20 protein-coding genes and 1 pseudogene are annotated in these 24,963 nt (G+C 70.4%); 4 read left to right on the plus strand and 17 right to left on the minus strand.

Annotated elements, in window-relative coordinates:
• Positions 1 to 195 precede the first annotated feature (195 nt).
• Positions 196 to 1,032 carry an SDR family NAD(P)-dependent oxidoreductase gene (locus ACIBB8_RS25300; protein ID WP_398955731.1) on the plus strand — a complete coding sequence of 279 codons (837 nt, stop codon included), beginning with the start codon at positions 196 to 198 and terminating at the stop codon, positions 1,030 to 1,032.
• A gap of 76 nt (positions 1,033 to 1,108) precedes the next feature.
• Here ACIBB8_RS25300 and ACIBB8_RS25305 read toward each other — a convergent pair whose 3' ends face one another.
• The 6 genes from ACIBB8_RS25305 to ACIBB8_RS25330 form a co-directional block, all read right to left on the minus strand.
• Positions 1,109 to 2,890, minus strand: a complete 1,782-nt coding sequence (locus tag ACIBB8_RS25305) for a DEAD/DEAH box helicase (protein WP_266985115.1) — start codon at positions 2,888 to 2,890, stop codon at positions 1,109 to 1,111.
• A gap of 164 nt (positions 2,891 to 3,054) precedes the next feature.
• Positions 3,055 to 3,423, minus strand: a complete 369-nt coding sequence (locus ACIBB8_RS25310; RefSeq protein WP_398955735.1) for a type II toxin-antitoxin system death-on-curing family toxin — start codon at positions 3,421 to 3,423, stop codon at positions 3,055 to 3,057.
• On the minus strand, positions 3,423 to 3,620 hold the full coding sequence (locus ACIBB8_RS25315; RefSeq protein ID WP_398955737.1) for an Arc family DNA-binding protein: 198 nt from the start codon (positions 3,618 to 3,620) through the stop codon (positions 3,423 to 3,425). The genes ACIBB8_RS25310 and ACIBB8_RS25315 overlap by 1 nt, the downstream gene beginning before the upstream one ends.
• Before the next feature lie 32 nt (positions 3,621 to 3,652).
• Complete coding sequence (locus tag ACIBB8_RS25320) at positions 3,653 to 5,128, minus strand: MFS transporter (protein ID WP_398955739.1); 1,476 nt, start codon at positions 5,126 to 5,128, stop codon at positions 3,653 to 3,655.
• Positions 5,129 to 5,418: 290 nt separating this feature from the next.
• Positions 5,419 to 5,934, minus strand: a complete 516-nt coding sequence (locus ACIBB8_RS25325; protein WP_366692579.1) for a DUF1269 domain-containing protein — start codon at positions 5,932 to 5,934, stop codon at positions 5,419 to 5,421.
• Positions 5,935 to 6,031: 97 nt separating this feature from the next.
• Positions 6,032 to 6,160: a hypothetical protein gene (locus tag ACIBB8_RS25330; RefSeq protein ID WP_398955741.1), complete on the minus strand. Its 129-nt coding sequence runs from the start codon at positions 6,158 to 6,160 to the stop codon at positions 6,032 to 6,034.
• Between the two features lie 249 nt (positions 6,161 to 6,409).
• On the opposite strand from ACIBB8_RS25330, the gene ACIBB8_RS25335 reads away from it, so the two are divergent.
• Entirely contained in the window at positions 6,410 to 10,099 is a 3,690-nt protein-coding gene (locus ACIBB8_RS25335) for a S8 family serine peptidase (RefSeq protein WP_398955744.1), read from the plus strand.
• A gap of 240 nt (positions 10,100 to 10,339) precedes the next feature.
• Here ACIBB8_RS25335 and ACIBB8_RS25340 read toward each other — a convergent pair whose 3' ends face one another.
• Both ACIBB8_RS25340 and ACIBB8_RS25345 read right to left on the minus strand, forming a co-directional pair.
• Positions 10,340 to 10,588, minus strand: a complete 249-nt coding sequence (locus ACIBB8_RS25340; RefSeq protein ID WP_366692576.1) for a DUF397 domain-containing protein — start codon at positions 10,586 to 10,588, stop codon at positions 10,340 to 10,342.
• Positions 10,585 to 11,406 (minus strand): Scr1 family TA system antitoxin-like transcriptional regulator, encoded by an 822-nt coding sequence (locus tag ACIBB8_RS25345; protein ID WP_398955747.1) that lies wholly within the window; start codon positions 11,404 to 11,406, stop codon positions 10,585 to 10,587. Before ACIBB8_RS25345 ends, ACIBB8_RS25340 begins: the two co-directional genes overlap by 4 nt.
• Positions 11,407 to 11,484: 78 nt before the next feature.
• On the opposite strand from ACIBB8_RS25345, the gene ACIBB8_RS25350 reads away from it, so the two are divergent.
• Positions 11,485 to 11,892: a hypothetical protein gene (locus ACIBB8_RS25350; protein ID WP_398955750.1), complete on the plus strand. Its 408-nt coding sequence runs from the start codon at positions 11,485 to 11,487 to the stop codon at positions 11,890 to 11,892.
• Positions 11,893 to 12,096: 204 nt separating this feature from the next.
• Here ACIBB8_RS25350 and ACIBB8_RS25355 read toward each other — a convergent pair whose 3' ends face one another.
• From ACIBB8_RS25355 to ACIBB8_RS25395, 9 genes and pseudogenes are all read right to left on the minus strand, one after another.
• Positions 12,097 to 12,762, minus strand: a complete 666-nt coding sequence (locus ACIBB8_RS25355) for a hypothetical protein (protein ID WP_398955751.1) — start codon at positions 12,760 to 12,762, stop codon at positions 12,097 to 12,099.
• Positions 12,763 to 12,815: 53 nt separating this feature from the next.
• On the minus strand, positions 12,816 to 15,152 hold the full coding sequence (locus ACIBB8_RS25360) for a hypothetical protein (protein ID WP_398955753.1): 2,337 nt from the start codon (positions 15,150 to 15,152) through the stop codon (positions 12,816 to 12,818).
• 18 nt (positions 15,153 to 15,170) lie between these two features.
• Positions 15,171 to 15,599 carry a hypothetical protein gene (locus tag ACIBB8_RS25365; RefSeq protein WP_398955755.1) on the minus strand — a complete coding sequence of 143 codons (429 nt, stop codon included), beginning with the start codon at positions 15,597 to 15,599 and terminating at the stop codon, positions 15,171 to 15,173.
• Between the two features lie 697 nt (positions 15,600 to 16,296).
• Positions 16,297 to 18,624, minus strand: a complete 2,328-nt coding sequence (locus ACIBB8_RS25370) for a xanthine dehydrogenase family protein molybdopterin-binding subunit (protein ID WP_398955756.1) — start codon at positions 18,622 to 18,624, stop codon at positions 16,297 to 16,299.
• Positions 18,621 to 20,138: a 2Fe-2S iron-sulfur cluster-binding protein gene (locus ACIBB8_RS25375; RefSeq protein WP_398955758.1), complete on the minus strand. Its 1,518-nt coding sequence runs from the start codon at positions 20,136 to 20,138 to the stop codon at positions 18,621 to 18,623. The genes ACIBB8_RS25370 and ACIBB8_RS25375 overlap by 4 nt, the downstream gene beginning before the upstream one ends.
• A complete protein-coding gene (locus tag ACIBB8_RS25380; RefSeq protein ID WP_398955760.1) occupies positions 20,135 to 21,031 on the minus strand; it encodes an FAD binding domain-containing protein in 897 nt (298 codons plus the stop codon). Before ACIBB8_RS25380 ends, ACIBB8_RS25375 begins: the two co-directional genes overlap by 4 nt.
• Before the next feature lie 319 nt (positions 21,032 to 21,350).
• Positions 21,351 to 22,054, minus strand: a pseudogene (locus ACIBB8_RS25385) (family 20 glycosylhydrolase); the annotation flags it as partial.
• 240 nt (positions 22,055 to 22,294) lie between these two features.
• Positions 22,295 to 22,588, minus strand: coding sequence for a DUF3039 domain-containing protein (locus ACIBB8_RS25390; RefSeq protein WP_063756076.1), 294 nt, complete (start codon positions 22,586 to 22,588; stop codon positions 22,295 to 22,297).
• A gap of 29 nt (positions 22,589 to 22,617) precedes the next feature.
• Positions 22,618 to 23,178 carry a YqgE/AlgH family protein gene (locus ACIBB8_RS25395; protein WP_358857662.1) on the minus strand — a complete coding sequence of 187 codons (561 nt, stop codon included), beginning with the start codon at positions 23,176 to 23,178 and terminating at the stop codon, positions 22,618 to 22,620.
• A gap of 277 nt (positions 23,179 to 23,455) precedes the next feature.
• On the opposite strand from ACIBB8_RS25395, the gene murA reads away from it, so the two are divergent.
• Positions 23,456 to 24,796 carry a UDP-N-acetylglucosamine 1-carboxyvinyltransferase gene (gene murA, locus ACIBB8_RS25400; RefSeq protein ID WP_358857661.1) on the plus strand — a complete coding sequence of 447 codons (1,341 nt, stop codon included), beginning with the start codon at positions 23,456 to 23,458 and terminating at the stop codon, positions 24,794 to 24,796.
• The last annotated feature ends 167 nt before the right edge of the window (positions 24,797 to 24,963 follow it).

A 24,963-nucleotide genomic window follows, 5' to 3' on the forward strand; every position in this document is an offset into this window, starting at 1 on the left:
GGCGAGACGCCCGTCACATTCATCCACGTCACAGATCGCCGGGCTGTCTCGTCACAGAGGTATATCCGCCCACAACCGTAAGGGAGTTGCACCGCTTCCTGGACGAAGCTGCCCGCCGGCCGCCCAGTCCCGGGATCGACCTCGCCTTGTCCCTCACGGCTGTACCCGTCACCGCAGAAAGAACGGAAGAACATCATGAGCAAGGTCTGGTTCGTCACCGGTTCGTCACGCGGCCTGGGCCGCAACTTCGTCGAGGCCGCCCTGTCCCGCGGCGACCAGGTGGCCGCGACCGCCCGGAACCCCGAACACCTGGATGAGCTGGTCGCCGCCTATGGCGAGGCGGTGCTCCCGCTTGAGCTGGACGTGACCGACAAGGCCGCCGTCCACGAGAGCGTGAAGCGGGCCAAGGAGCACTTCGGCCGCCTCGACATCATCGTGAACAACGCAGGCTACGGCCTGTCCGGCGCTGTCGAGGAACTGACCGAGCAGGACCTGCGCGACCAGTTGGAGACCAACCTGTTCGGCGCGGTGTGGGTCGTCCAGGCCGCGCTGCCCCACCTGCGCGTGCAGGGCGGAGGGCACATCGTCCAGATCTCCTCGGTCGCCGGCGTCTCCGCATTTCCGCTCGGTGGCGGATACGGCGCCTCCAAGTGGGCCCTCGAAGGCCTGAGCGAATCCCTCGCCCAAGAGGTCGCCGGTTTTGGCATCAAGGTGACCCTGGTCGAGCCCGGCTCGTATGCCACCGACGCGATCGCCTCCGCCGTCCACGCCCCGGCCGACCCGCTCTACGACGGTCTCCGCGAGAGCTTCGCCGCGTTCGCGAAGACGCTCGACTTCGGCGACCCGGCTGCCGCAGGCCGGGCACTCCTCAAGATCGTCGACTCCGAAAACCCGCCCCTGCGCGTGTTCTTCGGCGCCCAGGGCAACCAGATCGTCCAGCAGGTCTACACCGACCGGCTCAAGACCTGGGCCGACTGGCAGGACCTCTCGCTGGAGGCTCACGGACACACCCCGTCGGCCCCGGCGGCCTGACCCGGCGACCGGACGACGCCGGCCCGGCACGAGGATCCCTGTCCCCGTACCGGGCCGGCACCTGACCCGAGCGGACTCACCTCATCCGGGTGGCCCACTCCTGCACCTTCTTGATCCGCTGCTGGATCTGTCCCGCCGTCGCCTCCGCGCTCGGCGGCCCTCCGCAGACCCGCCGCAGCTCGGTGTGGATCACACCGTGCGGCTTGCCGCTCTGGTGCGTGTACGCCGACACCATCGTGTTGAGCTGCTTGCGCAGCCCCAGCAGCTGCTTGTGCGTGACCACCGGCCGGGCCTCCGCCGGCTTCTCCAGCAGATCGGCCTCCCCGGCCGGCTTCTGCCTGCTGTGCGCGATCTGCCGAGTCTGCCGCTTCTGCAGCAGCAACTGCACCTGGTCGGGTTCGAGCAGCCCGGGAATCCCCAGGTAGTCCTGCTCCTCCTCGCTGCCCGGGTGCGCCTGCATGCCGAACTCGGCGCCGTCGTACAGCACCCGGTCGAAGACCGCGTCGGACTCCAGCGCCTCGAACGGCAGCTGGTCCTCGGTCTCCTCGTCCTCCAGGCGTTCCGCGTCGGCGAGGAGCTTGTCCTCCTCGGAGAACGGGTTCTCCTCGTCACTGCCCTTCTTGGGCTTGTCGAGGACGTGGTCCCGCTCGACCTCCATCTCGTTGGCGAAGTCGAGGAGCATCGGGATGGTCGGCACGAAGACGGAAGCGGTCTCGCCGCGCCGGCGCGACCGCACGAAGCGCCCGACGGCCTGGGCGAAGAAGAGCGGGGTCGAGATGGTGGTGGCGTACACACCGACCGCGAGACGCGGCACGTCGACGCCCTCCGACACCATCCGGACCGCGACCATCCACCGCGAGTCGTCCTCGCTGAACTTGTCGATCTTCTTCGACGCGGCCTTCTCGTCGGAGAGGACCACGGTCGCCTTCTCGCCGGTGACCTTCTTGAGGATCTTGGCGTACTCACGCGCGGACTCCTGATCCGTGGCGATCACGAGCCCGCCCGCATCCGGAATGCCCTTACGCACTTCGGTCAGCCGCTTGTCGGCGGCGGCCAGCACATTGGGAATCCAGTCCCCGGTCGGCGACAGCGCGGTCCGCCACGCCTGGCCGATGGCGTCCTTGGTCATCGGCTCGCCGAGCCGCGCGGCGATCTCGTCACCGGCCTTGGTGCGCCAGCGCATGTTGCCGCTGTAGCTGAGGAAGATCACGGGGCGGACGACGCCGTCGGCGAGCGCGTTCCCGTAGCCGTAGGTGTAGTCGGCCGACGAACGCCGGATCCCGTCGTTCCCCTCCTCGTACACGACGAACGGGATCGGGTTGGTGTCGGACCGGAACGGCGTACCGGTCAGCGCGAGCCGCCGGGTCGCCGGGTCGAACGCCTCCTGACACGCCTCGCCCCAGGACTTCGAGTCACCGGCGTGGTGGATCTCGTCCAAGATCACGAGGGTCTTGCGCTGCTCGCACCGGTTGCGGTGCAGCATCGGGCGGACACCGACACCGGCGTACGTGACCGCGACCCCGTGGTACTCCTTGCTCACAGGTCCGGCGCTGTACTCGGGGTCGAGCTTGATACCTATCCGGGCGGCCGCCTCCGCCCACTGCTTCTTCAGGTGCTCGGTCGGCGCGACGACGGTGATCTGCTGCACGACGTGGTGGTGCAGCAGCCATGACGCGAGGGTCAGCGCGAAGGTGGTCTTCCCTGCGCCGGGCGTGGCGACCGCGAGGAAGTCACGCGGCTGCTCCTGGATGTACTTCTCCATGGCGCCCTGCTGCCAGGCTCGCAGCTTGCCGGCCGTGCCCCAGGGGGCGCGGCCGGGATAGGCGGGTGAGAGGTGGTGGGAGGCGGTAGTAGTCACGGTCTCCGGTTCGGGGCTCTCGGGTACGTGGGGCGCTGCCCGTACGGGCCGCGAGGGGCTCGTACGCGATACGACAACCGGGCCACCTTACCGGGGGGCCGGGCGGAGCCTCGTATGAACGAGCGGTGGTTCGGCGCCGCTGAGACCCTCTTCACAGAGCAGTGTTACGCGGCGAACCCGGGGAGCCGTTCCGCGATCCTGGGCATGTCGAGCGCCCCCTGGCACACATCCAGCACGAACTTCTCGGCCTCGTCGACATCGAAGTCCGCGCTCAGGCGATGCCCGTTGATGTACAGGAAGACCCAGGTGGCATACCAGGCGATGCGCTTGTTTCCGTCAACGAGCGCATGATTGCGTGCCAGGGACTCCATGAGCGCCGCGGCCTTCTGCCACACGTCCGGATAGGCGTCCTGGCCGAACACGCTCGCCTGCGGGCGGGCGAGCGCCGAATCGAGCAGCCCGTAGTCGCGCACCTCGGCAGCTCCGAGGCGCTCGGCAAGGTTGAGCAGCTCGGGAAGTGTCAGGTACTTCATCAGGCGAGCCTCCGGTTGAGCTCCTCACTCACCTTCAGCACGTGGTCCGCAGCCTGGTCGAAGAGGCGCGAGTGTTCGTTTATGGCGATGATCACCGCGTCGTGGGCGAACGACTGCATGCTCCGCCCCTCCGACTCGGCGCGCGCACGCAGTGCGTCCAGCTCTTCTTCGGTGAACCGCAGATTCAGACCAGCCATGGACAGATGGTACCGCGTGGTACCACGCAGCACTAAGGCTTTGGCCGCACCCGCGCCGCCACCCACGCCCCCACCAGCGCCACCCCCGCCATCGGCAGGAAGACCACCGCGAACGCCCCCGGATGAGACCCCGAGGCCCCCGCCTCCACCGCCCCGTGCACGGCCCCCACCGCGCCGCCGCCGAGCGCCGTGAAGGCCGCCCCGCCCGCGGCCAGCAGCAGGACGTTCGACAGCCCGTCGGAGATCTGAAGCGCGGCCGAGTTCGCCCCCGCCTCCTGTGGCGCCGACAGCTTCAGCAGCAGCACGCTCGTCGACGCGATCACCATGCCCATGCCGAAACACCCGAAGGCCCAGGCCACGGCCACGGTCCAGACCGGCACCGAGTCGATCAGCACGGACGGCGCGGCCGCTATCGAAGCGGCGACCAGCACCATGCCGCCCACCATCAGACGCTCCCGGTACGGTTCCAGGCGCGGCCGGGACTGTACGTACGAACCGAGCGCCCAGGTCCCGCCCCCGGCCGCGAGCGACAGCCCGGCCAGCGTGGGGCTCAGCCCGCGCTGGGTCACCAGCATGAGCGGTACGAACGACTCGGCGGCGATGAACGACCCGGCCGCGACCCCGCGCAGCAGCACCACCGAGGGCAGCCCGCGCGCCGCCCGGCCCGTGCCCGGGGGCAGCAGTCCGCGCACGGCGGGGACGAGCAGCCCGAACCCGACAACCGCCGGAAGCAGCGCGAACCAGTTCCGCTCCTGCCCGGCGTACTGGAGCAGCGCCGCCCCCAGCGAGATCCCGAGCGCGAGAAGGATGCGGCGCCGGTCGTACGGCTCGACGGGCGCCGTCGGATCGGCCGGCCCCGATGCCCGGCGCCGGATCGCGGGCAGCGCGAGCGCCAGCGGGAACACCACGAGCACGGGGATGCCGATGAAGACCCACCGCCACCCCAGGTGCTCGGTCACGCTCCCGGCGGCGAGCGGCCCGACGACGGACGGGATCACCCAGCTCGCCGCGAACGCGGCCATGATCGACGGCCGCAGGTGCTCCGGATAGGCCCGGCTGATCACCACGTACAACGCCACGATCACCAGCCCGCCGCCGAGCCCCTGCACGGCCCGCCCGGCGATGAACATCCACATGCTGCCCGCCGTACCCGACAGCAGCAGCCCGGCCCCGAACGCGCTGATCCCGGTGGCGAGCGGCGCCAGCGGCCCGCGCCGGTCCGCCCACTGCCCGGACAGGACCATGGCGAACAGGCTGGTGGTGAAGTACGCGGAGAACGCGAACGCGTAGAGCGGGATGCCGTGCAACTCACGGGCGGCGACCGGCATCGCGGTCCCCACGGCGGTCGCCTCAAAGGCGATCAGGAAGACGACGGAGACGATGCCGATGCTGAGCGCCCGATAGGTCCGGCCGAGCACCCCTTCGGATTCGGCGGGCGGGACCGGTATCGCCGCTTCGACGGCGGTGCCGGCATCGGTACCGGCGTCTCGTGGTTCCAGGGCACTCATGAGCCCAAGAGTAAGGGCCAAGATCTTATGTGGCCCCTGTCGCGAGACGGTCCGCCACTCGTCCGTCGGTCGTAGGACCGCGGAGCCGATCGTGAACGGAACATGGCAGTCGCGTTGCGGCCCGGCCCGCGGCGGTCGGCGACGTCCTCGGGTACCGGCTTGGATTCGCCGAGTTCGACAAGGACGGCGTACCTCCGCGGGGAACCTGATCTGCACCGGGTCCCCCCATACGAAAGGCGACCACCCTGCGCGCGGCGCGGGCAGTCGCCTTCTCTCGTATGGTCCGGAGATCAGGAGGCGGTCGTCGGCTCTGCCTTGAACCCTTCCTTCATCATTTCCCGCAGGTGCGCCTCGTCCTCGTTGCTGAGCGAGGTCTGCACGAGCTGACCGCCGAACTTGACGATCTCGGGGACGACCTTGTCGCGGACGGACTTCTTGACGAGCACGAAGACGGCGGCGGCGCCGGGCCGGAGATTGGTGCTGAGTTCCTTCATGAAGTCGTCGTTGACACCGGTGTCGATGGCGGACCCTCCGGCAGCGCCGGCCGCGGCGCCCACCGCGGCACCGAGGAACGGCACGAGGAAGAGCAGCCCGATGACGCTCCCCCACAGCGCGCCGCCCGCGGCACCGGCACCCACGTGGCTGACGGCCTGATGCAGCTTGATCTTGCCGTCCTTCTCACGCCGCTCGACGACGACGATGTCCTCCAACTCGACGAGGTGCTCGCGGTTCATGGACAGCAGCTTGTCCCGGACCTGGTTGGCGGTGGCGAGATCGTCGTAGGCGATGACGAAAAGATTGCTCATGCGACTGACTCCTCCTCAAGGTGCCTTACCGTACCAACCATAGGGGAAGTATCACTAAATAAAACATAAGGTCTGTAGTGTCGGCGCTGCGATCGGTTCAGCTCTCCACCATCCGCACCCGCCCCAGCCCCGCGAGGACCGTGTCGACCGTCTGCTCCACGCTCTGCCCGGTCGTGTTCGACCAGAGCCCGATCCGCGGCATCTCCTCCCGCGGCACCCGGCCCAACGCCTCGACCGTCCACCCGGCCCCGTAACCGCTCCCGGCCCCGATCCGCGCGCCACCCGACTCGTTGCGACGCCTGACTCATTGCGACGCCCGACCGGCATACGGTTGCCAACAGGGCTGCAGCTACTGGCGGTTGGCCGCCATTACACATACCCGCCACGCCCGACAGGCTTCAACTCCCGTCCCACGGCCCAGACTCACCGCGACGCCCGGAACCACCCCTTCCCCCGGGCGTCCGAGGAGTACGTCGTGATCAGACCTTCCGCAGGAGGAAGAGCCGCCCTGCTCGCCGCAGGGCTCTCCCTGGTGCTGCTCTCGGCAGGGCAGACCGCCGCCGCGCCCGACACCGCCCCGGACACCGCGTCCGCACCGGCCACCTTCACCGGGGCCCGGGGCGCGAGCACCACCGTCACCCTCATCACCGGTGACCGCGTCACCCTCACCGACCTCGGCGGCGGCCGGAAGACCGTCACCGTCGACCGAGCCGAGGGCGCCACCGGGGCCGTCCGCAACGAGACCGTGAACGGCAGGATCACCGTCATACCCGACGAGGCCCGCACCTACCTGCAGTCCGGTGTCCTCGACCGGCGGCTCTTCGACGTCACCGGCCTCGTCGAGCAGGGCATCACCAGCGATCTGCCACTGATCGTGACGCACGGCAAGGGTGCCCGCGCCGCCGCCGTCGCCCCGCGCGGCACCAAGACCGTCCGGGCCCTGCCCAGCATCGGCGGCGCGGCCTTACGAACAACCGAACCAGCAGCCTTCTGGCGCGAGTTCACCGACTCCGCCCGCCCCGGCGCCCGCTCGGCCGGTGCCATGAAGGTCTGGCTCGACGCCCGGGTCAAGGCCGACATGGCCGACTCCAACGCCCAGATCGGCACCCCCAAGGCCTGGGAGGCCGGCCTGACCGGCAAGGGCGTCAAGGTCGCCGTACTCGACACCGGCGCCGACCTCTCCCACCCCGACCTCGACGGGCGGGTCGCCGAGAGCCGGTCTTTCATCGAGGGCCAGGAGGTCGCCGACCGCCAAGGCCACGGCACCCATGTCGCCTCGACCGTCGGCGGCAGCGGCGCGGGCTCCGCGGGCAAGGAGCAGGGCGTCGCCCCCGGCGCCACCCTCGCCGTCGGCAAGGTCCTCAGCGACCAGGGCACCGGCACCGAGTCGCAGATCATCGCCGGCATGGAATGGGCCGCGAAGGACATCGACGCAAAGATCGTCTCGATGAGCCTCGGCTCCAGCGAGGCCAGCGACGGCACCGACCCCATGGCCCAGGCGGTGAACACCCTCTCCGCCGAGACCGGCGCCCTCTTCGTCATCGCCGCCGGCAACTCCGGCGCCCCGGGCTCCATCGGCTCCCCCGGCGCCGCCGACTCCGCGCTCACCGTCGGCGCCGTCGACTCCGCCGACCGCGCCGCCTACTTCTCCAGCCAGGGCCCCCGCTACGGCGACCAGGCCCTCAAGCCCGACATCTCCGCCCCCGGTGTCGCCATTCTCGCCGCCCGCTCCCAGCTCGTCAGCGGCAGCGGCCTCTACACCTCCAAGAGCGGTACGTCGATGGCGACCCCGCATGTCGCGGGCGTCGCCGCGCTCCTCGCCGAGCGGCACCCCGACTGGACCGGCGCCCAGCTCAAGAACGCCCTCATGTCCAGCTCCAAGACACTCACCGCGTCCTCGTACGCCCTCGGCGCGGGCCGGGTCGACGTAGCTGCCGCGATCTCCGCGAACGTCACCGCCACCGGCTCCGCCGACCTGGGCTTCTACTCCTGGCCGTACGAGTCGAACAAGCCCGTCACGAAGACCGTCACGTACACCAACTCCTCCGACGCGCCCGCCGAACTGAACCTGGCCGTCGAGGGCATGCCGCAGGGCACCACCGCGCTCGCCGACAGCACCCTCACCGTCCCGGCCCACGGCACCGCGCAGACCACCGTCACCGGCGACGGCACCAAGGCCCCCGTCGGCACCAGCTCCGGCCGCATCACCGCCACCTCCGGCGGCGCACCCGTCGCGCACACCGCGCTCGGCCTGGTCAAGGAGGAGGAGCGCTACAACCTCACCGTCCATGTCAAGGACCGCGACGGCGCCCCCACCCCCGCCTGGCTCGGGGTGCAGCGGCTGACCGCGAACGAAGACCCGTTCCCGGCGGCCGTCGGCGAGTCCGGCACCGTCCAACTGCGCCTGAGGCCCGGCACGTACACCGTCGACACCTTCCTCGACGTCCGCGGCTCGCACGGCAAGGACTCCCTCGGCCTCGGCTTCCTCACCGATCCGGAGATCGTCCTCGACCGCGACCGCGAGATCACCCTCGACGGGCGCCAACTGCGTGAGATACGCGCCGAGGTCGAGAAGCGCACCGAGACCCGGCAGCTCCTGATGGAGTTCGACCGCAAGGCCAACGGGGCCTCCTTCGGCGGCGCCGTCCTGGTCCCGCCGAAGTACGACTCGGTCTTCGCCGCGCCCACCACCAAGCCCGCCACCGGCACCTTCGAGTACCGCACGGTCTGGCGGCTCGGCAAGCCGTTGCTCGAGGCCGCCGCAGACGGCGTCCGGCTCTCCGACGCCACCCCGCAGCGCGGCGCCACCCTCCTCGAAGGCCGCCACCGCCTCGGCGTCGTCGACGCAGGCACCGGCACCGCCGCGGAGTACGCCGGCAAGGACGTCACCGGCAAGGCGGTCCTGATCCGCCGCACCGAGGGCGCCGACCCCACGCAGCTCGCCCAGACCGCCCAGGACGCGGGCGCCAAGGCCCTGTTCGTCACCGACGACAAGCCCGGCCGGCTGATGGCGTGGTTCGGCACCGCCGACCGCGCGGAACGGCCGCTCGCCGTCGCCACCGTGAACGCGGCCGACGCCGCAAGCATCGCGTCCGCCGCGGCCCGCGGGACGGCGCTCGACCTGACGGGCACCCGCTTCACCCCGTACACCTACGACCTCTCCGAGGGGCACCCCGGAGCCATCGGCACGGACCTCGTCTTCCGGCCCGACGAGGACGAACTCGCCACCATCCACTCGAAGTACCACATGCCGACGGCCAAGAAGGAGATCGGCGGCGAGTTCCGCTTCTCGATCACGGACACCTTCCGGTACGGCTTCGGCTTCAAGGAGTGGATCGCCTTCCCGACCGAGCGCACCGAGTACGTCTCCACCGGCACCGGCCAGCGCTGGCACGAGTCCGTCGACCTGGAGGACTCGCTCGAGGAGCGCGGCGGCACCCCGTCCTACCGGGGCGGCAGCAAGGTCGATCTGGAGTGGTTCAAGCCGGTCTGGCACCCGTGGCTCGGCACCGGCCTCGGCTGGGGTCAGGAGCGCGCCGGAAACTACATGACCTTCAACACGCCCGGCTGGGGCGACTCCGGACCGGACCACACCGGCTTCGGCGACGTGTACAACGACCCGACGATGAGCCAGTACACCGAGGTGTACGTCAACGGCGAGCGGGTCTCCCGCAGGAAGAGTTCCGGCGGCTACGTAGTGAACGCCCCCGCAGAGGAGGCCACCTACAAGGTCGTCACCGACACCACGCTCGACCCGGCCCGCTGGCGGCTCGGCACCAAGGGCCACTCGGAGTGGACCTTCCGCTCCAAGGAGACCCCGGGCGACCGGTTCACCTTCCTGCCGCTGATCAACCTCGGCTTCGACCTCGACACCGACCTCGTCGGCGACGTCCGGGGCGGCAGCCGGGTGCCCGTACGGATCTACGGCGAGTACGTGAAGGGCGCGCCGGACACCGGTGTCCTCAACAGCGGCTCCCTGGAGGTCTCCTACGACGAGGGGGCGACCTGGACGAACGTCGCGCTGAGCTCGTCGCGCGACGCCTCCTGGAACGGTGAGCTGCGCGTCCCGAGCGGCGCGAAGTCCGTCTCGCTGCGGGCGGGCGTGAGCGACGACCGGGGCGGCTCGGTGAAGCAGGAGCTCATCCGCGCGGTGGGCGTGCGCTGACCATCCCGCGTACGACGCACAGTTCGACCAGGTCCTGGGGCGCGGCCGGAGCTGTCCGGCCGTCCCCGGGACCTGGTCCGCTCGCATCGTGGCCTCGCACAAAGGGCCGTAGTTACCGGGACTTGCGAACGCTCGGCCTGTTCCATGTGGAGCGCAGGCAGGCTCCCGCACGGCCGGCTCGATGGCCTCCGGCGAACTCCTGGCTGCCGGAGTCGGCGGCAGCGCGAAGCAATCCCGAGGTCATCCCGCGACGGCACCCGCCAGGAAAGCGGTCCAGGCGGCCGGGGCGACGGCGAAGGTGGGGCCGTCGGTGACCTTCGAGTCGCGGACGTGGATGGTGTGGAGGCAGGTGGCGACCTCGACGCAGGCTTCGCCCTCGTTGCCGCTGTAGCTGGACTTGCGCCAGTCGTAGGCGACTTCGACGCAGGCGCCACCCTCGTTGTTGCTGTAGCTGGACGTGAACCAGGAGAGCTCGGGACCGGTGGTCACAGTTGCCTCGCCTTCGTTTCGATGATCTCAGCCGACTTCCAGGGGGTGAGCGCCTGGGCCCGCAGGATGCCGAAGAGGTCGAACGTGTCACCCACGTGCTCCGGCCTGGAGATCAACCTATCGCCGCCCTGGCTCTCCGCGAAGACCAGATTGCGGCCTTCCGCCGTACACATCAACTGCATCGGCCCGTTCAACCCCGCGTGCGTGTGCTGATCCGACGGCATCACCTGCACCGTCAGGTGGTTCATCCGCCGCATGCACTCCAGCAGATGCAGCAACTGCTCCTTCAACACCTCAGCGCCACCGAGCGTCCGGCCCAGGATCGACTCCTCGACGACGAACCCGACGTAGGGCGGAGGCTTGCGCATCAGCACGGCCTGTCGTTCCAGCCGAGCCTCGACGTGCCGGACGATCTCGTCCTCGGTGTACGCGGGTTTGCGCGCCCGGTACAGGGCGTACGCGTACGCCTCCGTCTGGAGCAGCCCCGGGATCAGCATCGTCTCGTACGCGCTGATGACCCGCGCCTGCCGCTCCAGCCGCGCCCAGTCCAGGAACTTCGCCGGGTACTTCTCCTCGTCGATCAGCTCGATGCACGCCTTCAGCGCACCGTCCGCGACGAACACCCGGTCCGCGTCGGCCAGCAGCTCCAGCGACGGAATGCGCTCCGCCCGCTCGACCGCGCCCATCAGCGACTCCGAGATCAACAGCTGGTCCGCCGCGTCCTTCTGCGTGAGCCCGGCCCGCACCCGGTGGATACGGATCAGTTCGCCCACGAGCCGCCGGACCTGCGACGGCTCACCACTCGCCCCCACAGCCACCACCTCCCTCCCCACATCGCGTCGATGTGGACCGTGCCCTCCTGGTCACGCTATGCAGCGGCCTGGACGCTTGGGGTCATGACGAGTAAAAAACGCCCCGAATGGGTACCCGCCGCAGGCCTCCAACTCCACCTGACCGGCATCCACTTCGACGCCATCCGGTTGCGGGGCGTACGGGGCGAGGCAGTGCTGCAGCACCTCGGGACGCTCACCGAAGGCGAACCGGGCCCGGTCGTACGGGAGGTCGCGGGCGCCCGGTGGACGTACTTCCTGATCCCGCCCGGGTCGAGCAAGGAGTACGACTGGCCGCCGGGTGCCACGTGCTTCGGGCCGGCCGCCCGGGACCAGTACGTGGGAATCCCCGCACCGGACGGCAACACGTACCCGCTGAGCTGGCGGTGCGGGGCACCATGGCAAGGGGAGTTCGTGGACGTGGAGTTGCTGTACGGGCTGGTGATGGCGCAGTTGGCGCCGGAGGAGGGGTGAGCCGGGCGCGGGTAGGGGAGGTGACCGTCAGCTGCCGGTCCTTCCGCGGAATGCGTCCATGGTCATGGTTCGGCGGCGCTCAGCACATCGGGGATCCGGTCCCCGGTGGGCGACAGGGCGGTGCGCCGGGCGGGCGGAAGGCCGAAGCGGAAACGGCCGCCCCCACCGTGCGGGGGCGGCCGTTTCGCTGTACCGGCGGCCGGTTCACACCGGGTCCAGGGAGGGTTTCGCCTTCAGCCCTCCGTTGTTCTCGCAGCCCAGTTGCTTCGCCATGGCCAGGGCGAAGGAGTGGGCGACGGTCGCGTAGGCGTCCTTCAGTGCCTCGGGGTCGCCCTCGGGTTCCTTGGGCATGCCCCCACGCTCGACGCCGATGTCGATATGGGCCAGGCCGGAACCGGGCACCTTTCCGCTGCGGCAGGCGAACCGGAGGAACGCGCCGTCCGGCGCGGCCAGCGCCCGCTCCCCCATGTCCAGCACGCTGAACTTCGCCGCCGGATCGTCCACGGGTGCGCTGCTGAACAGCTGCCAGGTGATACGGAGCTCGTCCCGGGCCGTGTACACGCGGCAGACCTCCCCGTCACCGGTGGCGGAGGACGTGAACCTCTCAGTCAGCTCCTTCGCGGCATGGGCGACCGTGGATGTCTCGCCCGACGCCTCGAACCGCGAGGACCCGGTGATCGTCTTCAGCGCCTCGGCCGCGCCTGGGGACACGGCGGAACCACCGCAGAGGGCGCCGGCTGCCACCGTCGCGTCCGGCTCTTTCACGGCCCCGTCGCCCCCTCCCGAGCAGCCCGCGGCCCCGAGGAGCAGGGAGCCGGTCAGGGCCGCCCCGCGGAGGCCCGTACGCCGGGTCCTACGACTGATCACCATCTGCCTCCTTCTGTGTTCATCGGCACTCCCGGTCATCGGCCCTCCCACCGGGCTCAGCCGGTCTCCGGGTCGTTGCCCTGCTGGTTCTCGCGGTCGTTGCCCGTCGCGTAGCCGATCCTCATGGACTCCTTCAGGTCCTGTCCGAACTCGCTGTCGGGGGTCACGCCGTGCTGCCGCATGAACTCCTCCATCGGGGACTCGGCCAGGCTCTCGCCCGCAGAGTAAACCTTGGTCTTCTCCTCCCGGGTGAGCTCCTCGACCTTCTCCTTGTGCTCGTCCACGGAGTTGTCGGCGATGTCGCCGACCACCTGGCCGATGACCTGTTCGAGGCCACCAGCGGCCGTGTCGGTGGCCAGCGGGATGAGGACCGCCGCCGTGCCCACGGCCGCGGTCGCGGGCAGGAAGGCGACGCCCGCGGCCACACCGGCCACGGCACCGAATTCGACCCACCCCGCCCGCTTGGCCACCGCCTTCTCGTAGTCCTCGTGGGTCTTGAGGTTCGTGGCCTCGACCTGGTCGGCCCGGGACTGATCGAGCATGCCCTGCACCTCGGAACCCGTGTGCACGGTCGCCCTGGCCGCGCCGGTGTCGATCTTCCCGTCGGCGCCCACCTGGCCTTCCAGCACGCTGCGGGTGTAGACCTGCTCCGCCGCCGACACCGTCGCGTAGGCGTCCGGGTGCTGGCCCAGGGTGCTGAGGAAGCCCCGGACGACGCTCCGGCCGTTCTCGTCCTGGGTGTCCGCGAAGTCGAGGTGGCCGTCCGGGTTCTTGCCCGGCGCGAAGGGGCTGTTCGCGTCGTTCTTCTCCAGCGCCCAGTTGATGTCGTCGATGTAGCCGGCGCCCATGGTGCCCAGGCTGTCGGCCATCGCCTCGTGCTCCTTGAGCAGGCCGGCGTCCGCTCCGTACTTCTCCATGACCTGCTGCATGACCGCGGCGTTGTCCGCGTCCCGCACCACGCCCGCGTCCGGGTCCCCGGCCGGGTAGCCGAGGGTCGCGGCCTCCAGGGCGTGACCCAAGGCGTCGGGCATCTGGTCGAGCGATGCCTTGAGCTCGTCCTGGTCGAGGGAGTTGACGTCCGGGAAGGACTCCCACTTCTCGTTCCCGAAGAAGTCGAGGTAGTTGTCGATCCCCTTGCCGAGGTCGGCCTTGGCACCGTGGTTGACCGTGCCGTCCTCGTTGTACGCGGTCGGCTCGTCGGTGAAGAACTTCTTCGCCGCCTCCGGGCTGTTGCCGAGTGCCTCCAGCATGGCGGTGGCCGGGTCGTAGCCCGCCCCGTTCACACCGGATGGGTTGAACGGGTTCTTGAACGGGCTGTTCACCATCTTGTTGTCGGCGAACATGTACGGGTCCTTCTGGTGCAGCTGCGCCACGTGCTCGGCGATCGGGTTGAGAAACTTCGCGTCGTAGTTCCCGTACCGCATGATCCCGCCGAGCAGCTGGTAGCCGAACGGCCCGTTGTAGTCGTGCTTCGCGAGCGGGATGCGTTCCGTGCCCATCTTGCGCAGCTCGGGCCCCCACTTCTCGGTGAACTCCTTGTCGTGGGAGGCGGTGGCCAGGTTGAGGCCCAGGTTCTTCTGGAGTTCCTGGACGTCCTTGAGCCGCTGCTTGTCCACCTTGCCGTACTCGTACGTGTCCGTGGAGAGCTGTCCGAAGAACGTCAGCGACTTCTCCGGGCCGAGCTTCTCGTAGAAGGACTTCGAGAACTCCACGGAATTACTGTTGTCCTTCAGCAGTTCGTTGAGGGCCTGGAGTTCGGTGTGCGTGATGTCGCGGCCCTTGGCGGCCAGTGCGGCGGCCCGGTGGGCCTCCTCCTGGTCCATCTTCGTGAACTTCGGGGCGCTGAAGTCCTTGCGGTCGGTGACGTCCGCTTCGAGGGAGTTCTTGAAGGAGACGTCGGTGTCGTTGCAGTTTTCGACGATCAGGTCGATCTTCTTCTGCCAGGCGGCGATGTTCTCCTTCTGCTGCCGCAGCAGTTCGGGGTAGTCGGGGTCGTGGGCCCGCTGGGCGGGAGGGATGTCCTCGACCGGATGGCGGGCGCTGACCTTGCCCGCGCCGTCCACCTTGATCCCGGCCGCGGGTCCTTCGTGGTCCCGGATGTTGATCAGGTCGTCCATGGCCTTCTTGATGGCCGCGTGACCCTCTTCGAGGATCATCTTCACGCCCTTGGCCTCGGCTGCGGCGTCCGCGAACTCCTTGGCCGTCTTGGTGACGAACGCCTTGGTGACCCCCGCGTTGAGGCCCTCCCACTCCGCCTTGTCCGACTTGACCTTCATCCCGTCGGCGGCGTCGGTGGCCAGCTTCTCCAAGTCGCCGGCCATCTTGGCCCAGTCGTCCGCTGCGGCCTTCAGTTTCGCCACCGGGGCGTCGACTATGTCCTCGTACTTGAGCATGCCCGGAGTCCCCCGACCCTACTTCATGTATTCCGTGAGCTTGGAGATCGGCGCCAGATCTCCCTCGACCTTCACTTCGTCTTTCGCGTGCTGGGCCTTCGTGTAATCCAGGTGATTCGAAATGTGCGCCAAAGAATCCAGCAGCGTCTTCAGGTGGGTCTTCCAGTTGTCGTGCACCTTGAGCACCGCCGAACCGCTCGCGAAGTTACCGTTGGTCAGCGCGATCGCCGCGTCGAACGTGGCGGGCCGGGCGTGGTCGCCCTGCTTCGACAACCGCACCCGCAGGTCGTAGGCGTAATTCCCGATGGCGCCGAGGGAGTCCCGGTTGACCACCAGATCGGCGGACCCGCCACCCCCTCCCTCGGCCGGAACGCTGTTGATCTGCATGGCACTCCGGCGCGCGGCCGCCGCATCGCGCAGCTGGGCCCATTCCTCGTCGAACGACACGAACTCCCCCAAATAGTTCCCTGCTGGCCGGCCTGTCCGAAGAATGCGGCCACCGACCCGACAACCGTATCGGTTTCTCCTCCACGGGGCCGCTGTACGGGCTCGCACAGCCCAGCCCTCCCCGGAGGAGGGTTCACACCTGCTGGGCACAGTCTTCTCCTTGCCGAAGTCCACGTACGTCGTGCTGCTGGTCCGGCCGTCGCGCGTCGACTTGAGCTTCAGCAGACACGCCGGCGTCGCCGAAGCCACCTGCTCGCTCCGGCACGATCACCCCTGGCGGCGGGAATGCCGGCTTCTCCTGGCTGTCCATCTGCGATGCCGAGAACGCGTACGACTGCGCCAGCTTCCGCATCTCCCCCGCCGCCTGGTACAGGGCCCGGGTGGTCCGCATCCCTGCGGGCACCGCGCGTATCGCCTCGGTGAACGAGCCGCGTGGGATCGCGACCGGACCTCGTGCCGGCGGCACGAGGGGCCGGCTGTCATACGTCTGCGGACGCCGGACCGTTGACGGGCGTCGTCACCGCGACGCGCATCGCTCCGGTGGACGGTGCGATCGTGCCCTCTTCGGGGTGGTGGGCGACGACGGCGGGGGTGCCCCTCGCCTCCGCCTCCGACCGCTCCCCCCGGCTCCAACTCGCCCTGGGACGTCTCCGGGTTGCCTCCGCAACCCGGAGCACACCATCCGTGCAGGGAGGGCTCAGGACTTGGGGGCCGCCACCGCCGCCTGGGGTCGGATCGGAAGGCGGTTGATCGGGCGGCCGGTGGCGGCTCGTACTGCTGCGGCCACTGCCGCAGGGGAGGTCACCACGGGTACGGCTGACGCGGCCTTGGCGCCGAAGGGGGCCACCACGTCGCGTTCTTCGACGAGTTCGACGATGCGAATGTCCGGTACGTCCAGGGCTGTCGGGAGCGCGTAGCCGGTGAGGTCGGGGTGGCGGATCAGGCCGCGGGCGCTGCGGAGGTTCTCGGTGAGGGCGGCGCCGACGCCCTGGGTGATGCCCGCCTCGATACGGGCCGTCAGCTGGGACGGGTTGAGGATCCGGCCGACGTCCTGGGCGACCGCCATCTCCACGACCCGTACGGAGCCGAGTTCGATGTCGACGTCCACCACGGCGCGGATCGCGCAGAAGGCGAGGCCGACGAAGGCGTCCCCCTGGCCCGACTCGTCCAGGGGTTCGGTCGGGTGGGGTCGGCACTGGGCGGTGGCCCAGAGTTCCTTGCCGTCCATCGCCTCCGTGACCGTCGTGGACAGCACCCCGTCGTACGAGGTGATCTTGCCGTCCGTGATCTGGAGCAGCTCGGTGGACATGCCGAACTTGTGGGCCAGGGGCTGGAGGAGCTGGGTGCGGACCATCTTGGCGGCGCGTTCCACCGCTCCGGCGGAGACCCAGGTGTGGCGGCCGTGTGTGGACGGGCCCGCCGGGGGCTGGTCGGTGTCGACCGCGGCCACGTGGACCTCTTCGATGCCCAGGGTCTCCTGGACGACCTGGCGGGCCAGGGTGCTGAAGCCCTGGCCGGTTTCGACCGCGGCGCAGATGACCGTGGCGACACCGTTGTGGACCCTGACCGTGGCGGTGGAGACCTCGTCCGCGCCTTCGGCTCCGAGCATGTGGACCATGCCGAGTGCGTAGCCGACGCCGCGGCGTACGGCACCGGGTTCACCTGCGCCCTCCGGGCCGCCGGGAAGCAGCCAGCCGTCCTCCGGGGAGTCCTTGGGGAGCGCGGGGAGCGGAAAGTCCCGGACCGCATGCAGGAGTTCGGCCACGGGGGCGGGGCACGTCACCGTCTGGCCGGTCGGGAGGATGTCGCCGGTGGAGAGCGAGTTACGGAGGCGGAGTTCGGCCGGGTCGATGCCGAGTTTGGTGGCCAGCTTGTCCATCTGGCCCTCGTACGCCGCGCAGACCTGCATGGCGCCCTCGCCGCGCACATGGCCGGACGGCGGGTTGTTCGTACGGACCGCCCAGCCCTCGATGAAGGCGTGCGGGACGACGTACGGACCGCAGGCGAACGCGACCGCGGCGGCCAGGGACTCGGACGAGGCGTCGGCGTACGCGCCCGCGTCGAGGAGGATCTGTGCCTCGACCTTGACCAGCCTGCCTTCCGCGTCCGCGTGGTGGCGGTAGCGGAGCAGCGTCGGGTGGCGGTGGGCGTGGCCGAGGAAGGACTCCTCGCGGGTGGCGGCCAGTTTGACCGGGCAGCCGGTGCGCAGGGCGAGCAGGCCGAGCGGGAGCTGGAAGCCCGGGTCCTCACGGTCGCCGGTCGCGCCGGGAACGCCGGTGACGACGATCTTCACCCGGTCCGGTTCGAGGCCGAAGCAGGCGGCGGCGAGGTCGCGGTCGGTGTGCGGGTCGGTGGAGGCGGTGTAGATCTCCACACCGCCGTCGGGGCGCGGCACGGCGAGGCCGGCCTCGGCGCCGATCGGGGCGGGGTCCTGGCGGCCGATGCGGTACAGGCCCTCGACGATGACGTCGCCCGTGACGTCCGGGTCGCCGTAGCGCAGCGGGATGTGGCGGATGAGGTTGCCGTCGGGGTGCAGGGGCTCTGCGGCGAACGCCTTCTCCGGGTCGGTGACCGGTTCGAGGACCTCGTACTCGACGACGATCGCCGCCGCGGCGAGGCGGGCCGTGTCGGGGTGGTCGGCGGCGACCGCGGCGATCGGTTCGCCGTGGTGGCGGACCAGTTCGGAGGCGAAGACGGGGCGGTCGACGACCCGGCGTCCGTATGCCGCGTCGCCGGGGACGTCCTCGTGGGTGACGACCGCACGTACGCCGGGCATCTCCGCGGCGCCCGTGGTGTCGATGGACAGGATGCGGGCGTGCGGGTGCGGGGAACGGAGCACGGCCGCCCAGAGCAGTCCCTCGGCCCAGAGGTCGGCCGCGTACGGGAACGTGCCCTCGGTCTTGGCACGGGTGTCGGCGGGCGGCAGCGAGGCGCCGATGCCGAGTACGGGCGGCTCGGCGCCGGGGCCGTCCACCGGCGGAAGGGTGAGCGCCGTGTGGGTTGCGGTGGCTGCGTCGTTGCTCACGCCATGCCTCCGTCCTGCAGATGGGGCTGGACACTACCGGCACCGGGCGGCGCCTGGTGCGGGATGCGGGCCTCGGTGGAATGCGCATCCGCGGACGCGGTGGCGGCGCCGGGCTCCGTGGTGGCCTCGGTGGTCGCCTCGCGGCCCGCGATGACCTCGTTCACGGCGTCCAGGACGCCGCGGTAGCCGGAGCAGCGGCAGAGGTTGCCGCAGAGCGCCTGGCGGGTCTCCAGTTCGCTGGGGGCGTGGTTGCCCTCCAGCAGGTCGTGGATGGTCATGGCCATGCCGGGGATGCAGAAGCCGCACTGGACGGCGCCGCAGTCGGCCAGGGCGCGCTGCACGTCGGACGGCTCGCCGTCGACGGCCAGCCCCTCGACCGTACGGACCTCGCTGCCCGCCGCGGTGGCCGCGGGGACCAGGCAGGAGGCGACGAGGCGGCCGTCGACCTGGACGTTGCAGGCACCGCACTCGCCCTGCGAGCAGCCGTCCTTGGCTCCGGCGAGGCCGAGACGCTCGCGGAGCACGTAGAGCAGGGACTCGCCGATCCAGGCGTCCGTGACGGGGCGGTCGGCGCCGTTCACATGCAGGACGTAGGAGGCGGACGGGTGTTCGCTGAGGGTGTCGGGGGGCGTGTCGAGGGGGGCGCCGAAGGCGGTGTCGTGAGGGGGGTCGGCGGGGAGGGCCTGCTCGGGGGTGGCCATGGTGTCGGCCATGGGCTCCGTCAGCGGCTCGGCCGTTTCCGACCCGGTGGCGTCCGGGGCCGGGGCCTGCGGGAGGTCCGTGCCCGGCGCCGGGGTGTCCGCCGTGCCCTCCGCGGCCGTCTCGGCCATCTCGGCCGTCTCGGCCATCTCGGCCATCTCGGCCGTCTCGGCCGTCTCGGCCGTCTCGGCCGTCTCGGAAACCTCGGGAGTCTCCGGCTGCGTCGCCCACGGCGCGGGCGCGCCACCCGGCAGCGTGGCCGGTGGCGTCCGGTCCGCGTACCACTGGGACGCCGCCGAGGCCGCGAACTCGCCTGACTCCTCCGGCAGGTCGCCCTCGGCGACCGGGATCGTCCACTGGCCGGTGTGGCCGGAGGTCTCGGCGACCGTCGCCTCGTCGAAGTTCCACTCGCCGGTCGAGGCCGACGTCTCGCCCTGCTGCGGGTACTGCTCGTGCTGCGGGTACTCCGGAAGCTGCTGGTGCTGCTGATGCAGCTGTTCGTTCGGGTCAGGCCAGTGCACCGCGCCCGTCGCCTGATGCTCCGTCTCCTGGCCCTGCGTGCTCCGCGTCTGCACGACCCAGCTGCCCGTCACCGCCGGGTCGAGCCCGGCCGCAGGGGTCAGCGGCACGATCATCGGCGGCACGTAGCCCTGGCCGGGAGCGGCCAGCGGGATGTTCGCCAGGTCCTCCGGGGGCAGCTGGACGAAGGCGGTCGCCTCGGCGTCGTACTCGCCGCCCTGCGCGGTCGGCTGCCAGCCGCCGTGCTCGTCGGCGGTGCCCTCGTTGTTCCTGTTGTCGGCGTTGCTGTTGCTCACGACAGTGCCCTCCCCAGCGCGCGTCGGGCGAGCGCGGCGACCGTACGCCGCAGATGCAGTACGGCGGGGGGCAGCGGTGGCGCCTCTCCCCCGTCGGCGGGCGGCGGCTGGTCCGGGACGCAGGCGGCGGCGACGTACTCGCCGAAGGCGGCCAGCGCGTCGGGCGCCAGGCCCCGCTCGCCGTCCCAGTCGACCAGCGAGGCGATCCAGCGCTCGGCCTCCAGCGGACGCAGCGGCATCGGTGCGATCGCGCCGACCGCGCAGCGCACCCCGCGCCGGGCCGGGTCGAGGACGATCGCGACCGATGCGGTGGCGCGGCCGGGGCCGGTGCGGCCGGTCGCCTTGAAGAAGACCTGGGGGGCGTGCAGCAGCGGTACGCGGATGAAGGCGATCAGCTCCGCGGGTTCGAGCATCTCCCGGCCGGCCAGCAGGTGCGAGACGGGAATCTCGCGACGGGCGCCGCCCGGGCCCGCGATGACGAGCTCCGCCTCCAGAGCGGCAAGCACGGGAAGGGCGTCGCCGGTCGGGGCCGCGGTGGCGATGTTGCCGCCGAGCGTCCCGGCGTTACGGATCTGGGGCGGGCCCGCGGCGCGCGCGGACGCGGCCAGGGCGGGGATCAGTGCGGCGAAGTCGGGCCGGCCCATGCGTGCGTGGGTGAGCCCGGCGCCGAGCAGTGCGTGACCGTCCTGGTAGTGCCAGCCGCGGAGCTCGCTGATGCGGCCGAGGCCGACGAGTCCGGAGGGGCGCAGCAGCCCCTTGTTGACGGCCGACATCAAGTCCGTGCCGCCGGCCACGGGAACGGCGGCCGGCATGGCGCCCAGTGCCGCCACGGCCTCGTCGAGCGAGGCGGGCAGCATCACCGTCTGCGTCGCCTGCGGTGCGTGCGTGGTCAACCCAGCTGCCCCTTCCCGGTGTCCCGGCGTCCCGCTTGTTTCGCCGTACGGTACGTGCTCAAAGCCCGGACGTGGCAACTCTGGCACATCTTCTGATCGGACCGACGCGAGGGTCCGCGAAGGGCGCATCCGCCCCTGACCTGGGGGATGCTCCCGTTTCGCGCCTCTTATACACAGAGTGCGAATTGCCACTCTTCGGTAAGCCTTGTACGACTTATTCCCTTCCAGGGAAGCGCGGTTCCGGCAGGGCCGGCGAGAGTGCTTCCGGCCACCACGGTCCCAGGAACCGCGGCGGCCGTGTCCCGGTTCGCGAGCGGGATCACACGTTCGGGGGCGCACCCTCGATCGGACGTCCGAGGATGCCGGGGCGTTTCTGCCACGGCAACGGGCCTCCCGGCGGGCGGTAATCGATGCCGAGCGCGTCAAGCCGGGCATAGTGCGCGGTCATCCGGCGCTCGAAGTCGGCGAAGTCCCGGTCGGCGGAGGCGGGCGGCGCCGACCAGGCGACTTCTGCGAACGCCGCGAGCCGCGGAAAGACCTGGTAGTCGACGCGGGACCGGTTCTGCATGACCTCGGTCCACACGTTGGCCTGGGTGCCCAGGATGTGACGGATCGCCTCGTCGGTCAGGCCCGGCGGTACGGGTTCGAAGCGGTAGACGTCCTCCAGGGCGCGTACGTACCCGATGGGCATCGGCTCGTCGGGGCCGCCGTGCTGACGGTGGTCCAGATAGACCTGCTGCTCCGGGCACATCACGACGTCGTGCCCGGCCTCGGCTGCGGCGATGCCACCCGCGTACCCGCGCCACGACGACACCGCCGCGCCGTCCGCGAGGCCGCCCTCGAGGAGTAGTGGCCGCCGTACGGGGTCTCGTCCCACAGCTTTGACGCCCGGTGTCCGTGCTTGGTACGGGTGCGCCAGGAACCGATCTCGGTGAGCTTCGGAAAGCTCTTGATCTCCACACGCCAGCCCTGGTCGTCGGCGAGGTGGAAGTGAAAGACGTTCAGCTTGTGGGCGGCGAGGAGGACGGCCTCCCCCACGACAGGGAGTTGATCAGCGAGCGGCATCAAGGGCCGCACCCTCGGCCCACGGCTCTCGCACGGTACGCGGACGACACCTCGACCGGGCCCGCCCGCTCACCCGTGCCGCGCGCGGGCGCCGGTGCAGCCCGCGCCACGCACACGGGGATGACGGCTGTAGGCAAAACCCCCGGGGCGCGCGTCAGCGCGCTCCGGGGGCTCGACCCGAACGGTCTTGCGGACGGACTACTTCTTGTCCTTGCCGCCCTTGCCCTTGTCCTTGTCGCCACCGGCGCCCATGGACTCGTAGATCTCCTTGCACATGGGACAGACCGGGTACTTCTTGGGGTCGCGCCCCGGCACCCAGACCTTTCCGCACAGTGCGACCACGGGAGTGCCCTCCAGGGCACTCGCCATGATCTTGTCCTTCTGGACGTAATGGGCGTAGCGCTCGTGGTCGCCGTCGCCGCTCGACACCTGCGGTGTCGGCTCTACGAGGGTCCCCGTACCTGCCCCGCGCTCGGGCTCAAGAGTGCTCATAACAGCCAGGGTACTGAAAGCCCCGCGGTTCAGTTGAGCGAAGGGTCGTCCGGGTAGGTGGCAATCATGGCGAGTTCACTGCGCTGACGGCGCAGGACCGCCCGCCACAGATGTTCCGGACGCGGCGAGGAGACGTCTCCGGGCTCCGACTCCACCACGTACCAGGCGCCCTCGGTCAGCTCCGCCTCCAGCTGCCCGGGGCCCCAGCCCGCGTACCCCGCGAAGATCCGCAGCGAGCCGAGCGCCGCGGCCAGCAGTTCCGGCGGCGCCTCCAGGTCCACCAGGCCGATCGCCCCGTACACCCTGCGCCAGCCGAGCGGCCCCTCGTCGCCGGGGATCACCGCGACGCCGAGCGCCGAGTCGAGGGAGACCGGACCACCCTGGAAGACGACGTCCGGCTCGCCGGTCAGGCCGGCCCAGGACTCGAGGATGTCACCGACGCCGACCGGGGTCGGGCGGTTCAGGACGACGCCGAGTGAGCCCTCCTCGTCGTGGTCGAGGAGCAGTACCACCGCGCGGTCGAAATTCGGGTCCGCGAGCGCGGGTGTGGCCACGAGCAGTCGCCCTGTGAGCGAGGACACCTCGGTCATGGCAGAAATGATCCCGCATCTCGGCCCTCCGTGGGGACCAAGTGACGCGCCGGTCCGGCGAGGGAGTCCGAGCGCAGCTCAGGGCGCACGAGTGCGTGGGGAGCGCACCGCCCGGGAGGTACGTACGGGCGGTGACCCTCTGCGAGGCGCGGCGAGCAGAGCGTGTTGTGGCTGATTCATGACATTCATACACCCCCTGCCGCCTTATGGACCGGGGGTGGAGGGCCATTACCCTTTCGGTTGGCCCCCTGCCCGACCACTCCGGAACGCGAGATTCATGACCGGCACAGACGATGTCCTGCTTGTCCACGGCGGAACCCCGCTGGAGGGCGAGATCCGCGTCCGAGGCGCCAAGAACCTGGTGCCGAAGGCAATGGTCGCCGCGCTGCTCGGCAGCGGGCCCAGCCGGCTGCGCAATGTGCCCGACATCCGCGATGTGCGGGTCGTGCGGGGGCTGCTGCAGTTGCACGGTGTGACGGTCCGGCCCGGTGACGAGCCGGGCGAGCTGATCCTGGACCCCACCCATGTCGAGAGCGCCAACGTCGCTGACATCGATGCCCACGCGGGCTCGTCGCGCATCCCGATCCTGTTCTGCGGCCCGCTGCTGCACCGGCTGGGCCACGCTTTCATTCCGGGACTCGGCGGCTGCGACATCGGCGGACGGCCGATCGACTTCCACTTCGACGTGCTGCGGCAGTTCGGCGCGACGATCGAGAAGCGGGCCGACGGCCAGTACCTGGAGGCCCCGCAGCGGCTGCGCGGCACGAAGATCCGGCTGCCGTACCCGTCGGTGGGCTCCACCGAGCAGGTGCTGCTGACGGCGGTGCTCGCCGAGGGTGTCACCGAGCTGTCCAACGCGGCCGTGGAGCCGGAGATCGAGGACCTCATCTGCGTACTGCAGAAGATGGGCGCGATCATCTCCATGGACACCGACCGGACCATCCGGATCACGGGCGTCGACCGGCTCGACGGGTACACGCACCGGGCGATCCCGGACCGCCTGGAGGCGGCCTCCTGGGCGTCCGCGGCGCTGGCGACCGAGGGCAACATCTATGTACGGGGCGCACAGCAGCGCTCGATGATGACGTTCCTCAACACCTTCCGCCGGGTCGGCGGAGCCTTCGAGATCGACGACGAGGGCATCCGCTTCTGGCACCCGGGCGGCGCGCTGAACGCCATCGCCCTGGAGACGGACGTGCACCCCGGCTTCCAGACGGACTGGCAGCAGCCGCTCGTCGTGGCGCTGACGCAGGCCACCGGGCTGTCCATCGTCCACGAGACGGTGTACGAGTCCCGGCTCGGGTTCACCTCCGCGCTCAACCAGATGGGCGCGCACATCCAGCTCTACCGCGAGTGCCTGGGCGGCTCCGACTGCCGCTTCGGCCAGCGGAACTTCCTGCACTCGGCGGTCGTCTCCGGCCCGACGAAGCTGGAAGGCGCGGATCTGGTCATTCCTGACCTGCGTGGCGGTTTCTCGTACCTGATCGCCGCACTGGCGGCACAGGGGACGTCGCGGGTGCACGGGATCGATCTGATCAACCGTGGCTACGAGAACTTCATGGAGAAGCTGGAGAAGCTCGGAGCGAAGGTCGAGCTGCCGGGCGGCTCGCTGGTCTGACGGCCGAGGGCCGGATCGGGGCCCGGGGGGGGGGGGGGGGGGGGGGGGGGGGGGGGGGGGGGGGGGGCGCCCCCCCCCCCCCCGGGGGAAATACCTAATACGGGGGGCCGCCGCCCGTCCACACAGCGCATGGGGAGGGCAAGGAAGGGGTCAACTGGGCTGGGAAT

It is taken from the genome of Streptomyces sp. NPDC051286 (assembly GCF_044455345.1).
GTDB lineage: Bacteria > Actinomycetota > Actinomycetes > Streptomycetales > Streptomycetaceae > Streptomyces.